This is a genomic window from Gilliamella sp. A7 (assembly GCF_002142015.1).
Lineage (GTDB): Bacteria > Pseudomonadota > Gammaproteobacteria > Enterobacterales > Orbaceae > Gilliamella > Gilliamella apis_A.
The window spans coordinates 80,848-95,445 of the sequence record NZ_NASN01000001.1 but is presented as its reverse complement, the minus strand read 5'-3'; the positions used below and the strand labels follow the sequence as shown (position 1 = coordinate 95,445).

Here is a 14,598-nt window from a genome sequence, read left to right as displayed (position 1 = left end):
AATTTGACAGAAATGTGACATATATCACATTTTTTATGCATAACTATGTATTATGTCTTTATTAAATAAAAGTTTTTAAAAAAAGTTGTTGAATCACCTAATAGTTGACTATAATAGTCAACTATTAGGTGATTTTATTAATGGTATTGAGATGAAAAATTTAGTTTGTTATAAAACGTTGCCTATTTGGGATGTTAATACTTTACCAACTTTGTTTCGCGAAAAGCATAATACACAAATAGGTACATGGGCGAAATTAAACATTATTAAAGGTTATGTGAATTTTGATATGTTAACTGAACAGGGAGATATTATCTCTCAACATATTTTCGATATTGATCATCAACCTCCATTTATTTTGCCTCAACAATGGCATCGAATTGCGCAAGTATCTGATGATCTAAAGTGTCAACTGGCTTTTTATTGTAAACCTAAAGATTATACCCAGAAAAAATATCAAATGACGAAAACGCATTCTGATGTGTTAGATGTTTGTCAAATTATTCAAGCAGGAAAAGCTTTAGATTTAGGGTGTGGTTCTGGTCGTAATTCACTTTTTTTGCAGCTACTTGGCTTTGATGTTGATGCTGTTGACAAATCGGAGATGAGTATCAGTAATTTACAACAAATTATTGCCAATGATGATCTATCTCATATCAAGGCATCTATTTATGATATAAACCAAGCTAATCTTAAAGGTAATTACGATTTAATTATTTCAACAGTTGTAATGATGTTTCTACAACCAGATCGAATTCCTGATATTATTGATAATATGCAAACTATAACCAAAACGGGCGGTTATAATTTAATTGTATGTGCCATGTCAACAGACGATTTTCCTTGTTCAGTCGGGTTTTCATTTACGTTTAAAGAGAATGAATTACGTAATTATTATCAAGATTGGGATATTCTAAAATATAATGAAGATGTTGGTGAATTGCATAAGACGGATATTAATGGTAATCGGATAAAGCTTCGTTTTGCGACTTTACTGGCAAAAAAACGATAATATTACAGGATATCATCCTGTAATATTTTGTTTTTGACTATTGATTACTATCAAGTATTTTACCCACTTCAAACCAAGATTTACGAGAGTTTAGTAGGTCTTGGGCGGACATTGGTTTTTTACCTGCTGGTTGTAATATTGTCATATTTAATGATCCATCACTGGTGGCAATACAAATTCCTTTCTTATCAGCCTGTAAAATGGTGCCTACAGGTTGATTATGTTGAGTTGCCATAACTTCAGCTTGCCATACTTTTATAGGTTCACCATTTACTTCAAAGTAACTAACTGGCCAAGGGTTAAATGCTCGCACACATCGTTCCAGTTGTATTGCTGATAAATTCCAATCTAATTTAGCCTCTTGTTTAGATAATTTTTCCGCATAAGTGGCTTGTGATTGTTGTTGCTTTTCTGGTTTAATTTTTCCTTGGTTAATCAGTGCTAGTGTCTCAAGTAATGCTTGTGGCCCTAATTTAGCCAACTTTTCATATAATGTTGCACTGGTGTCAGACGATTCAATGGGGCATGCTAACTTATAAAGCATATCACCAGTATCAAGTCCGGCATCCATTTGCATAATGGTGATACCTGTTTCACTATCTCCAGCCCAACACGCACGCTGAATTGGCGCTGCACCTCGCCATTTAGGTAATAAAGAACCATGAACATTTAAACATCCAAATTTTGGCATATCAAGTACTGCTTGAGGTAAAATTAATCCATAAGCAACCACAATCATAATATCGGCATTAAGATTGGCAATGATTTGCTGATTTTCTTCTGTTTTGAGTGTGGCCGGTTGATAAATGGGAAGATTATTTTCGATTGCTAATTGTTTTACTGGGCTTGCCGTTAACTTATTTCCTCGACCTGCGGGTCTATCTGGTTGACTAAAGACGGCGATGACATTATGGTTTGAGTCAATTAGGGCTTTTAAATGTGTGGCAGCAAAATCAGGTGTACCTGCAAAAATAATATTTAAGGGGCTAGTAGTTTGTGGCATGCGCAATATATCCATAATCAAAAAATTATGGATATTATACTTTAAATTAAATTAAGAATCTGCAACCACAAAAATGAGTTTTTAATACCTATCACTTTTTAGTTGTATAAAAGTGTTAAGTTATAGCGGTAAGTTTCGTTGAATCATCGCATTTTTGTAAATTTCATAAGAGTTGGTAAAAAGTTTTTTGATAAAATAATAGTAAAAAAATCCACCAATAATTCCGCCACAAAATATGCCCATAACAACCGCCGTTATGATAATTTTAGATTTATTATCAATAGTATTTTTCGCATCATTATATAATTTGATTAATCTTTCATCTGATGTTTTATTATTATTTATTGATTTTTTTACTGTTAATGTATGTAACACTGTTAATATATAAATAAATAAACTAAAACTGCCAATTAGGCATGTCATTATGCCTATAAACATGAAAAATTGTTGAGCATTACTCATTTTCTAACTCCTTATTCCTTAAATTGTCTTATCATCCAGACACTTTATAGTAACAGTAACATATATTGTGATAAATATTTTCTTATTATTTAAAATGGAAAAAAGATTGGCACTAATGCTATATCAACAGCCATCACTAGAAAAGTTAATGGTACGCCAATTTTAACAAAATCACTAAAGCTATATCCTCCTGGAGCCACTACCATTGTTTTAACGGGTGATGAAACAGGTGTAATAAATGAAGCTGATGTTGCAATCGCCACTGTCATAGCAAATGGATAAGGTGAATAACCAAATTTTATGGCTAAATCAATCGCAATTGGCGCAATCAAAATTGCTGTTGCGGTATTCGAAATAAATAATCCTACCGTTGAGCATAATAAAAAGATAAAGGTTAACACCATATAAGGACCAAACGATCGTAAATGAATTTCAAGCCACTCCGAGATTAATGATATTCCTCCCGTTTTATTTAAAGCTACTGCGAAAGGCATCATACCAATAATGAGAATTAATGTTGGCCAATGAATCGATTTATAGGCATTAGCCATATCGATACAACGTGTTGCTCCCATTAATAAGCAGGCGATTAGCGCAGCAACAACATTAGGCACAATTCCAGTAACCATTAAAATTATCATCAGGGCTAGATTAAATAGTGCTACATAAGCTTGCGAACTAGCGGGGGCAACATCATCAATATCTGAAGGATAATCTAACACTACAAAATCACTAGTACGAGTTTGAAGTTTTTGGATTGAACCCCAATCACCGCAAACTAATAACGTATCACTCATTTCTAAGCGTTCTTGGAATAAGTTATTTGTCTCAACAGGAGCATGATTTCGCCAAATACCAATCACGGTTAAAAAATATTTACTTCTAAAATCTATCTCGTTAAGCGTTTTACCACATAATGATGATTCTGGTAGTAATGCTACCTCGGCCATACCAACTTCTTTTACTTGTTCAGAAAAATATTCACCACGTAGAATTTTCGGTTCAAGATTATTGGTCGTTAAAAATGTACGATAATCAGCTTCGGAATGGGACATATCCAACAAAAGAATATCGTTTTCTCTAAATTCGGTAGATCCGTTAACCGGAATGAGGACTTTTTGAAACTTTCGCCAGCGTTCGATACCAATAACATTTACTCCGTGTTCACTACGTAAATGTAAACCATCAATAGTTCGACCCACAAAAGGGGAACCAGCAAGAATTTGCGCTCGATGCGCTCGACCAATTAATCTATAATCTCTAATTAGGTCGGTAATTTTGCGTCTTTGTGGTTGACTATTGGTTGGTGTGATTTGGTCGGCTGTCAGTAACCAATTGCGAGTTAGTACACAATAAATAACACCGACAATTAATACCCCTATACCTATTGGCGTAATAGAAAAGAAACCAAATTCAGTTAAAGTCGCTCGACTCAGTTCACTATTCACTACTAGGTTGGGAGCGGTAGCAACAAGGGTCATCATGCCACTAATTAGCGCAGCAATACATAGCGGCATCATTAATTTTTTAACATGTATACCGGTATGATTGGCAATGCTAATCGCTACAGGAATAAATATCGCTACTACGCCTGTTGAGCTCATCACCGATCCTAATAATGCTACACCTAACATAATAAATGTTATAATACGTATATCATTTTGACCGGCGGCTTTTAATATGTATTCACTCATTTTGTAAGAAATACCGGTTCTTACTAAGCTTTCTCCAATAACAAATAGTAATGCGATTAAAATAATGTTTGGATCGCTAAATCCTGAAAGTGCTTCAGCAGGTGTTAATACACCGGTAACGGTGATTGCAGTTATAATGAGAAGTGCAATAATATCCATTCTTAATTTACTGAATGAAAACAGTAAAATAGCAATAAAAAGTAATAAACAAACAGTAATAAGAGGATAATATTGGATTATATAATTAGGCAAAAAAGCCGACATTAATGATACAAAACTATGTCCAGATGACAAATGTTCCACAAAAAGTAGCTCTAAGTGTTGAGTAGATTTTCGACATAATACCTTGATTCATTGTAATAGGGAATATCTTCCAATAAAGATTATTGCGGCAATCCTTTACCATTATGACATTTTTAACATTTTCTGCAGTTTTATTTTTCGACTATTCGTATTCATAAAACTAGGTGTAAGTTAGTCAACTTGAATTGTTTAAATCTAAACCATGTTGAGGGGACCATATGTCATCAAAAAAATCAGTTGCACAGATTATTGTTGATGTTTTAGCTCAAGCCGGTGTGAAACATTGTTATGGTATTGTTGGCGATACGTTAAATCAGATTACTTCAGCTATTAAAAAAAGTGATGATATTGAGTGGGTACATGTTCGTCATGAAGAAGTTGGCGCTTTTGCTGCCGGCGCTGAAGCCTATTTGACCGATCAAATAACTGCATGTGCTGGTTCTTGTGGACCGGGAAGTTTACATTTTATTAATGGTATTTATGAAGCACAACGAAATAAAGTACCGCTTATTTTATTGGCTAGTCAGTTGGTTACTTCTCAACAGGGAACGGACTTTCCGCAAGAAGTTGACTTTGAGGCTGTTTATAAAAACTGTTCTGTTTTTTGTCAGCAAATTACTGACCCAACCCAAGCAAGACGAATTACAACTGCTGCGGTTCAAACTGCGATTAATCAGCGTGGGGTTGCTGTTTTAGTTATTCCTTACAATATTAGTTTAACCAAAGTTGAGGATAACAGTGGACACAAAATCTATCATCCCAAACCAATAATTCGTCCATCTGATGATGAATTGGCTAAAATTTCTGAAATTTTAAATAAAAATAGTAGAGTGACAATTTTTGCTGGGCATGGAGTGTCAGATGCTCATGATGAGTTAGTTGCTCTAGCCAATAAATTAAAATCACCGATAGTCCATACATCAAGAGCTAAAGATTTTGTTGAATATGATAATCCTTATAATGTTGGTATGACGGGGATGTTTGGTATGGAATCAGGTACCACGGCTATTAAAGAGTGTGATGTGTTTTTAATGTTGGGTGTTGATTTTGCATGGTCTCAGTTTTATCCAGATAATGCAATAATTATTCAGGTCGATATTGATGCTACTCATCTTGGTCACCGTCATAGTGTTGAGGTTGGTGTAGTCGGGGCTAGCAAACCAACCTTAGCAGACTTATTACCACTAATTGATGAAAAAACAGATACGACATTTTTAGATAAATGTCGTGAGTTACACACTAAAGCAATCGATAAATTAAATAAAAAAGCGATACCATCAAAAACAGTCATTCACCCACAATATTTAACCGAATTGATTGATAAGTATGCTAATGATGATGCAGTACTGTGTGCTGATGTTGGTTCGGCGATGGTTTGGGCATGTCGTCATTTTTCAACCAATGGTAAAAGACGAACTGTTATTAGTTTAAAACACGGCACTATGGCCAATGCGATGCCACAAGCATTGGGTGTGAAAAAGGCCTTTCCTCATCGTCAAGTTATTACCTTATCAGGGGATGGTGGTATTAGTATGCTTTTGGGAGATTTATTGACCACAATTCAGGAGAATCTACCCATCAAAGTTATCGTGCTGAATAATAGTTCACTTAATTTTGTTGAATTAGAGCAAAAATCGGAAGGGCTTGTCGATCACTATACTGATTTAAAAAATCCTGACTTTGCTAAAGTTGCCGATGCAATGGGTCTGTATTCAATTAGAGTTGATAATTCCGATTTGCTTGAAGCGGCCGTGCAATCATTCTTAGCTCATTCAGGTCCAGCTTTATTAGATGTTAAAACAAGTGAGTATGAACTAGTTATGCCGCCAGAAATACATAGTTCACAAGTGATGGGAATGGCGCTTTATAGTGTAAAAGCATCATTGCATGGCAAAATGAAAGATGTGGTTAATTTGTTAATTGATAATTTTGTTAAAAAATAAATCATTAAGTTAACAATTAAGTATTATCTTAAAAAATTTTGAGGAAAGGGGTTTTTTAGCCTAACTTTAACGATATCTGCCGCATATGGCGGCAGATAAGTTAAATCAAAAGCTAACGGCGCCTTCTTCCGCTGAAGTAAGATTCTCTCGAATAACCGAATAAAGTTCTCGACCAAAGCCTTGATGTGATTCGGTTAGATCGATTGGCTCTGCTTGTCGCATTGCTAGTTCAGCTTCGTCGACCAATAATGTGATTTCGCCTGTTTGACCGTTGACACGAATCATGTCACCTTGTTGTACTTTGCTTAACAATCCTCCAGCATAAGCTTCAGGTGTGACATGAATTGCAGCTGGTACTTTACCTGAGGCGCCAGATAAGCGACCATCAGTTAATAAGGCAACTTTATAACCGCGATCTTGTAACACGCCCAATGGTGTTATTAATTTATGTAGTTCCGGCATACCGATAGCTTTTGGACCTTGATAACGTACAACTACAACACAATCTTTATTGAGGTTGCCAGCTTTATACTCTGCATCTAAATCATATTGACTGTTAAAAACTACTGCAGGTGCTTCAATAATTTGATGCTCAGCAGTAACAGCTGATGTTTTCATTATGGCTCGCCCTAAATTTCCGGACATAACCTTTAGTCCACCATGGGAATTGAACGGTTTTTTAATTGAAGCAATCACATTTTCATCTAAAGATTTGGTCGGGCCTTCACGGAAGATGAGTTTGCCGTTTTCTAAAATTGGTTCTTTGGTATAACGGCTTAATCCACGTCCCACAACGGTTTCAACATCTTCATGTAATAAGCCGCCAGCTAATAATTCTCTTACAAGTAATGAGGTTCCACCAGCCGCTTGGAAATAATTGATATCAGCTGGCCCATTCGGGTATATTCGACTAAGTAGAGGTACAACAGTTGATAAATCAGAAATATCATCCCAATTAATAATAATACCAGCAGCTTTAGCCATAGCAACAATGTGCATGGTTAAGTTGGTTGACCCACCTGTTGCTAATAGAGCAACTAAACCATTAACAATCACTTTTTCATCAACCATTTTACCGACAGGCATATAATTACCTGATTGGTTAGTTAAACGCGTAATCTGTTTTGCTGCTGCATTTGTTAATTCGTAACGTAATGCTGTTTCTGGATGTACAAAGGCTGCGCCAGGTAAATGTAAACCCATTAATTCGATGACCATTTGGTTACTATTCGCGGTACCATAGAAAGTACAGGTTCCGCTAGAATGGTATGATGCAGATTCAGATTCTAATAGATCTTCACGTGATGCTTTTCCTTCTGAATAAAGTTGGCGAATACGGACTTTTTCTTTATTCGATAGGCCTGAAGGCATGGGTCCTGAAGGGACAAAAATAGCCGGTAAATGCCCAAAAGATAGAGCTCCAATAAATAACCCTGGTAAAATTTTATCGCAAACACCAAGATAAAGAGCACCATCAAACATATTATGCGACAAGCCAACAGCAACTGACATTGCAATGACATCTCGGCTCATAAGGGAAATTTCCATCCCTGGTTCACCTTGTGTTACTCCATCACACATGGCGGGTACGCCACCGGCCATTTGACCAACAGCACCTATTTCATGTAATACTTTGCGAATTTGTTCTGGATAAGATTCATAAGGTTTATGTGCAGATAACATGTCATTATAAGAACTGATAATGCCGATATTACTTTTTAGTATATTTTTAAGATCATTTTTATCATCTAAGCAACAAGCAGCAAAGCCATGTGCTAAGTTGCTACAAGGTAAACTTGCACGTGTGACTTTTTTTAACATAGCGTGTTCTATTTTTTGTAAATAAGCCTCACGAGATGCTTTAGAACGATTAATAATACGCTGCGTTACAGCTAAAATAGTGGAATTCACATTAACCTCTCCGATCTTTTTTATTTTTTATTGTTATAAATTTATTCACAATTAGATATTGAATTAATAACCTGCGTAGTTTCATTAATAACATCAATTAGCGATTGTTCAATATTGATGGCATGGACATCTTTTTCATCGGCAGTAGGTTCTTCTAAGGTGTCAAATTGTGACTGTAACATGCCAGATTTTTGGTAATGTCCTTTACGTTCAGCTAGACGCTGTGAAATAACCGCAAAACTTCCTTTTAGGTAAATAAAGTGAATATTTTCATTTTCGCTACGAATAATGTCCCGATACTGTCGTTTTAATGCGGAACAAATAATGATCGAAATATCATTAATATGACTCATCGCAAATGCGGCATTACTAATTAGATTTAGCCACGGTAGTCTATCTTCATCATTTAGCGGAATACCACTACGCATTTTTAATATATTGGCTTTGGGATGTAGAAAGTCGCCATCTAAAAAAGCCGCATTTAGGTTATCGGCAATTTGTTTAGCAACAACTGATTTACCACTCCCAGATACTCCCATGAAAATGAAAATATTCTTCTTTTTTTCGGTCATTAGCGGATTCTCTAAACCATTCTGTTACGGGTAACATTTTGTCACTATAATCTTTTATTGCAATATAAAAAAGTTTCTTTTGTGACCTAGATCATATTTTTATTTGCGGTCAAAAAATATTCATGTGGCTATTTTTCTTTGTTTTGTTGTATTCACTATTATTTATAGCCATTTTGGGAAGCAAAGTTTTGTGGATATGAATCTAGTTGCTAGTTAATGATTTGAAAATGATTTTTATAAGCAAAATGTTATATTTATGTTGATTAAATTAGTTATTAAAGTTGTGGTAAACTTTTTCTTTAGATAGTGTGTAGACTCTGATAAGTCATGATTTAAGTATAAGTTACTAATATAATTGTTAAATAATAAATTTTTGATTGTATGCCCAAATTTTTATTAAACCTAAGCATACAATCAATATATCAAGCATTATTTAGTAACATCATTCATGATTTGTTTAAATGTTGAAAATGAACAAAAACCATCTTTATTAGTTGGACAATTTTCCATTTCTAATACAATTTTTTGCGGAGGAGTTTTCCTATTTAATTGGGTCAAATTACGAATTTGATCGGTTGACTGATAAAAATATTCAATTTTCATTAATGCTTCACCAGTCTTGTTATCGCGCCATTTTTGAAATACAACTTTTCCTCCAATTGGCGTAGTTTCAAATTGATTTGCCAGTGTATATGACTTAATTTTTATGGCGGAAAATAGTGATGCAACATTTGAGTCATGGCCGACTAAAAACGTAAATTTGCTTTTGTTGTCTTTTTCTGAAAATGTTTGATTGATATAATTAACTAAATTGGCTGCGATTTGTTTGGCTACAACAGGCGAACCAAATAATACGGTATTATAATTTTCTTTGATAGCGACTAATTTCTCAAACTGCTCGTTATTCTTTATTTTACCCCAGGCTATATCTGTTAATGGTGCCCCTTCGTAATATTGTAATATAAAGGCATCCGCAATTGATGTTCCAGTACGAAGAGGACCTGTTATACCTGGTTCTTTGCCTTTTTCAATAATAAGTTTAGTTGGTAACGCAGTGAAATCACATTGTTTATCATTTAGACAATTTGCCGAATTTGCGTAATTGATTATTTTGGACATGTCATTATAGGCGTTATCCAATTTTTTATTTAATCCTTCAATACCATTTGTATCAGCAATTTGATTGATTGATGCAATGGCAGACTCTTTAAATGATGGGCTACCATCTTTAATTACAGGAAAGAATGTAGGATCCATAGTGCCTAATTTTTCTTTATGAATAATTGGGACAATGCAACCAGGAAAAGCGCCAACCGCAAAGTACTGACCAGTTGCGATAGTTCGTTGTAAGCTATTAGTATAAATATATACTTCTTTTTCTGTTGGACATGTATTTTCGCTTAATAATTTATTATCAACTAACCATTCACTAAAATAATGTCCAAAATAACTTTCTAATACTCCACCTCGGGTAGTTAAATAACTAGCAGGTGTATCCCATTGTGGCCATTGATTAGGGGTTACTTTACCTAAAGTACTATTCGGACTAGCTAATGGGGCTCGCAATCCATGACGGCTGAAAACCACCACTTGTTCTAATGTATAATTATCTATTGTTTCTAATGCTTGTGTTGAGAAAGATAAAGCAAAAGATAGGCCTAATATTAATTTTAATTTTCGCATAAATAACCTCTTAAGTAACGTTCGAGGAGATAAGATCATCATGATATTGCTTGTGATAAGTAGGAGGTAAACACCAATAATTACTTCAATTAAATAGTATATTTTTACTCTATATTACTTATCAATCCTAATATAATAAGAGGAAAGAAAATAGATTTAATAGACATATAAACGCCTACACGATTAACCCTTATGCCTCTTATTTTGTTAAAAAAGTGTATAGATTTTTAAATCAAAATATTGCTAAGATCAGCTGATGTTTGATAAACAACATTACCATTTATAATGGTTGCAACAATCTGATTATCATCATTTAATAATACCAAATTGGCTAATTTGTTCGGCGCAATACTACCTAAAGTATCATCAATCCCTAATGCTTTAGCTGGATAATAACTACCATGTAACCAAGCTTGTTCGAAAGGTATATTGGTATAATCAGCAAAATTAGTTACCGCACGTTCAAGGGTCAGCGTGCTACCAGCTAAACCACCATTGTTAGTCCGAACAACATCATCTTGCATATGTACTTGTAATTTACCTAGATAATAATCGCCACTTGGCATTCCTGTTGCTTGCATCGCATCAGTAATTAGTAACAGATTTTTTCCACAACATTTATGGGCGATGTTAATCGCAGCTGGATGAACATGGTGGCCATCTGCGATAATTTCAGTTTGACAGTTATCGATACTTAATGCTGCACCAACAACGCCTGGTTGTCTATGATGTAATCCAGACATGCCGTTATAGCAATGTACTACGCCGCTGGCACCAGCTAATATTGCATCTTTAATTGTTTGATAGTCGGCATTAGTATGACCCAACATAACACGAATATTTTGTTCATTTAGCCACTTGATAATAGAGAGAGCATTTGGGTATTCAGGTGCTAAAGCAATGCATTTCAATGTCCCTTCAGCTAGTGATAACCATTTTTCAATTATTGCACGATCCGGTGCACATAGAAACTCTTCAGGATGTGCGCCCTTATGTATATCACTAAAAAAAGGCCCTTCTAAATACGAACCTAATATTGTGGCGCCTGAAACGCCTTTCTTTATACTGTTTTTAACTTGTATTAATGCTGCTTCAATCTTTTCATAACTTTCAGTTACTGTTGTCGCTAAAAAAGCACCAACGCCATGTTTTGCCAAAAAACAGCTTATGGTATTTAATGATTCATGAGTGGCATCCATAGTGTCAGCGCCCATGACACCATGAATATGGGTATCTATGAGCGCTGGTAACAGTTTTATTTGGTTCGTACAAGGCTTATCATTAGGCTGAATATCAATAATTTTTCCATTATTAATAGTGATAATTGCATTATCAATCCAACCAACAGGTGTTAAAACCTTTTGAGCGCAAATTTGTTTAAATTCCATCAGAACATTCCTTATCAATAGTTGACTGTTTTTGATGTTCATGCCATAAGCTAGTTATTGTTTGCTTACCATTTTCAATAGTTTCTTGACGAATGGTTGTGATATCTAAATTTTCACGTAGTAACAAAATTTCAAGTAACAGCGGCATATTAACACCGCTAATTACTTCAATATTTTGGTGTTGATAACTTAAAACTGCCGCTAATCGAAATGGTGAACCACCGACAATATCAGTTAAAAATAAAACACCGTCACCACAATTAGTTTCCTGAAATGCTTGGTGCAATTGTTCCTCTAATTGTTCACTACTCATACCATCAGGAAAATTTATAGCCGTAAATTGTGGTTGTTTACCAATAATTTGTGTGGCGGCTTCGTAAAGCCCGGTAGCAAAGCTACCGTGGCCGGTTAATATTATCCCTAACATAATTCCCTCTATAAAAATCCGACTAATTTACCTACAACACCAATAATAACCGTTAAACCAATTAGTTTTACTGGTGAGAAATTACGTTTCATCAAACTATAAACAATTAAGGTAAAGCCAAGTGGTAATATATTTGGCATCAATTTATCTAATACATCAGCTTGAAGCGCAACATGAGCCTGTCCTGCATTTATTTCTAATGGTGTAGATAAATGTACATATGAGGCAACTAATGCTCCTATTACTGTCATACCGATTATAGATGCAGCATGTGAGATACGTTTAGTATGCGTTTTTAATAAAGGTAAAGCACTGGTACCAGCATGATAGCCATAATGAGCTAAACCAAAACGTAAGCCAAAATGTACAATATTAAACATTAGTAGGAAAATTATTGGCCCAAAAAAACTACCTTCTAAGGCTAATGATGCACCAATTCCAGCGCATATTGGCAGTAAAGTTAACCAAAATAATGCGTCTCCTATTCCACCTAAAGGTCCCATTAAAGCGACTTTCACCGCGCGTATAGTTGAAATATTTTCTTTGCCTTTTTCCATGGCAAGAACTAATCCTGAGAGGAACGTGGCGTTAAAAGGATGGACATTAATAAATTCCATATGCATATGCATCGAATTTTTAAGATCATCTTGGTTTTTATGTATTTTACGTAATGCTGGTAAGATAGTATAAAGCCAACCTCCTGCTTGCATACGTTCATAGTTGAATGACGCTTGTAAAGCAAGGGAACGAAACGCCATTCGGTTAATATCACCTTTGGTTAGTGTTACATCTTGGCTTTGATCATAAAAAGTATCGGCTGTGGCTTTGCTTGTCGCTAATGCTTGTTCCATACGTTTTGCTTCTTTCTCGGCCATTTTTTTATCGTGATCGTTATTAAATTCCATCTTCCACCTCCATTGAATCTGAGCTTACTGGCTTGTTACTATCGTTGTTTTCACGGCCATAATTAAAGAAATCAATCATTGCTATAGCTAGAGCGCCTAATGCAATCGCTAAAATTGGTAAATTAAGGAACGTCACACCAAGAAAACCTAAAATGAAATAAGCAATATAGGTTTTCTTCATCATAATTTTCATTAACATTGCAAAACCGATGGCCGGCATCATACCACCAGCAACACTAAGTCCATCAAGCAACCATTGCGGTGATTTTTTAACTAGTGCTGTTGCTGCGTCAGCACCAAAGTAGATAGGTAAGAAAGCAACAATAAAATAGAAACAAAAAAGAATAATCATGCCAAGATAGTTAACCCATTCAATTCCTTTAAAATTGAGTTGATCAACGAAGCGATCACATTTATGCATCATTGGTGAGTATATGGTGAATAAAATAGTGATACATCCTTGTACTGCAATAGCAAATGGTACGGCAATACCTATTGCAACTTTAGGATCTGCATGAGTTAAGATTGCAAAACTGGTACCAATTACACCACCGATAACCACATTAGGTGGTTGTGCTCCTGCTAGCGGTACCATTCCCATCCATACCAGTTCTAATGATCCTCCAACATATAAACCGGTTGTAACATCGCCTAAAATTAATCCAACTAACGGCCCTATTACGATAGGTCTGTGTAAATGAGTCAGGCCATCAAATAAATCTACGCCAGCTATACCGGCTAGAAGTCCAATTAATAATGCATCCATTAACATAGTATGCTCCCTCAAGTTAAGATAGATTGATTAAATCCGCTATTTTTTCGCCAGCTTCATCAGGTACTCGGCGGATTTCGCAAGTTACACCTAATTGTTCAAGTTCTTTAAATGCTGCGATATCTGATTCATCGACAGAAACGGTTTTATGAATTTGTTTTTTACCTTCGGAAAAATGCATATTACCAACATTGACAAATTTGATTGGTACGCCACCTTTAACGAGGGTTAATACATCTTGTGGTGTTTTACAGACAATAAAAATCTTTTGTCTTTCAGCGGCTTTGCCAATAATGTCGATAGTTTTTTGTAAGGTAAAATAACGAGTTTGAATGCCTTCAGCAATAACCATGTCCATTAGATTTTGTTGGACTGGATCTTGCGAAGCACTGTCATTGGCGACTAATAATAGATTCGCACCAAGTGCATTAACCCAAGTTACGCCAACTTGACCATGAACTAAACGATTGTCTATACGTGTCATAAGAATATTAGGTGTGCTCATTGCTATTAAGTCCTTTTG

13 protein-coding genes are annotated in these 14,598 nt (G+C 35.2%); 2 read left to right on the top strand and 11 right to left on the bottom strand.

What is annotated here, in order from left to right:
• Positions 1 to 151 precede the first annotated feature (151 nt).
• The gene (gene tehB, locus B6D18_RS00395; RefSeq protein WP_086362658.1) at positions 152 to 1,012 is read left to right on the top strand and encodes an SAM-dependent methyltransferase TehB; all 861 of its coding nucleotides are present in this window, start codon (positions 152 to 154) and stop codon (positions 1,010 to 1,012) included.
• A 37-nt stretch (positions 1,013 to 1,049) separates the two neighbouring features.
• Here the strand turns inward: tehB and fmt are convergent, their stop codons facing one another.
• The 3 genes from fmt to B6D18_RS00380 all read right to left on the bottom strand — a co-directional run bounded on the left by fmt (position 1,050) and on the right by B6D18_RS00380 (position 4,435).
• Positions 1,050 to 2,015 (bottom strand): methionyl-tRNA formyltransferase, encoded by a 966-nt coding sequence (gene fmt / locus B6D18_RS00390; protein WP_086362657.1) that lies wholly within the window; start codon positions 2,013 to 2,015, stop codon positions 1,050 to 1,052.
• A 120-nt stretch (positions 2,016 to 2,135) separates the two neighbouring features.
• Entirely contained in the window at positions 2,136 to 2,477 is a 342-nt protein-coding gene (locus tag B6D18_RS00385) for a hypothetical protein (protein WP_086362656.1), read from the bottom strand.
• Positions 2,478 to 2,566: 89 nt separating this feature from the next.
• A complete protein-coding gene (locus tag B6D18_RS00380; RefSeq protein ID WP_086362655.1) occupies positions 2,567 to 4,435 on the bottom strand; it encodes an SLC13 family permease in 1,869 nt (622 codons plus the stop codon).
• 257 nt (positions 4,436 to 4,692) lie between these two features.
• Here B6D18_RS00380 and B6D18_RS00375 point away from each other — a divergent pair, with 257 nt between their 5' ends.
• Positions 4,693 to 6,417: a thiamine pyrophosphate-dependent enzyme gene (locus B6D18_RS00375; protein WP_086362654.1), complete on the top strand. Its 1,725-nt coding sequence runs from the start codon at positions 4,693 to 4,695 to the stop codon at positions 6,415 to 6,417.
• Positions 6,418 to 6,522: 105 nt separating this feature from the next.
• On the opposite strand, the gene edd is transcribed toward B6D18_RS00375, so the two are convergent.
• The 8 genes from edd to agaV all read right to left on the bottom strand — a co-directional run bounded on the left by edd (position 6,523) and on the right by agaV (position 14,580).
• Positions 6,523 to 8,328: a phosphogluconate dehydratase gene (gene edd / locus B6D18_RS00370; RefSeq protein WP_086362653.1), complete on the bottom strand. Its 1,806-nt coding sequence runs from the start codon at positions 8,326 to 8,328 to the stop codon at positions 6,523 to 6,525.
• A gap of 41 nt (positions 8,329 to 8,369) precedes the next feature.
• The gene (locus tag B6D18_RS00365; protein ID WP_086362652.1) at positions 8,370 to 8,900 is read right to left on the bottom strand and encodes a gluconokinase, GntK/IdnK-type; all 531 of its coding nucleotides are present in this window, start codon (positions 8,898 to 8,900) and stop codon (positions 8,370 to 8,372) included.
• A 429-nt stretch (positions 8,901 to 9,329) separates the two neighbouring features.
• Complete coding sequence (gene agp, locus B6D18_RS00360) at positions 9,330 to 10,583, bottom strand: bifunctional glucose-1-phosphatase/inositol phosphatase (protein ID WP_086362651.1); 1,254 nt, start codon at positions 10,581 to 10,583, stop codon at positions 9,330 to 9,332.
• Between the two features lie 227 nt (positions 10,584 to 10,810).
• A complete protein-coding gene (gene nagA, locus B6D18_RS00355) occupies positions 10,811 to 11,971 on the bottom strand; it encodes an N-acetylglucosamine-6-phosphate deacetylase (RefSeq protein ID WP_086362650.1) in 1,161 nt (386 codons plus the stop codon).
• The gene (agaF, locus tag B6D18_RS00350) at positions 11,961 to 12,398 is read right to left on the bottom strand and encodes a PTS galactosamine/N-acetylgalactosamine transporter subunit IIA (RefSeq protein ID WP_086362649.1); all 438 of its coding nucleotides are present in this window, start codon (positions 12,396 to 12,398) and stop codon (positions 11,961 to 11,963) included. Before agaF ends, nagA begins: the two co-directional genes overlap by 11 nt.
• Before the next feature lie 8 nt (positions 12,399 to 12,406).
• Positions 12,407 to 13,303: a PTS system mannose/fructose/sorbose family transporter subunit IID gene (locus B6D18_RS00345; RefSeq protein WP_086362648.1), complete on the bottom strand. Its 897-nt coding sequence runs from the start codon at positions 13,301 to 13,303 to the stop codon at positions 12,407 to 12,409.
• Complete coding sequence (gene agaW, locus B6D18_RS00340; RefSeq protein WP_086362647.1) at positions 13,293 to 14,075, bottom strand: PTS N-acetylgalactosamine transporter subunit IIC; 783 nt, start codon at positions 14,073 to 14,075, stop codon at positions 13,293 to 13,295. The genes B6D18_RS00345 and agaW overlap by 11 nt, the downstream gene beginning before the upstream one ends.
• A gap of 16 nt (positions 14,076 to 14,091) precedes the next feature.
• Positions 14,092 to 14,580, bottom strand: a complete 489-nt coding sequence (gene agaV / locus B6D18_RS00335; protein ID WP_086362646.1) for a PTS N-acetylgalactosamine transporter subunit IIB — start codon at positions 14,578 to 14,580, stop codon at positions 14,092 to 14,094.
• Positions 14,581 to 14,598: the final 18 nt, after the last annotated feature.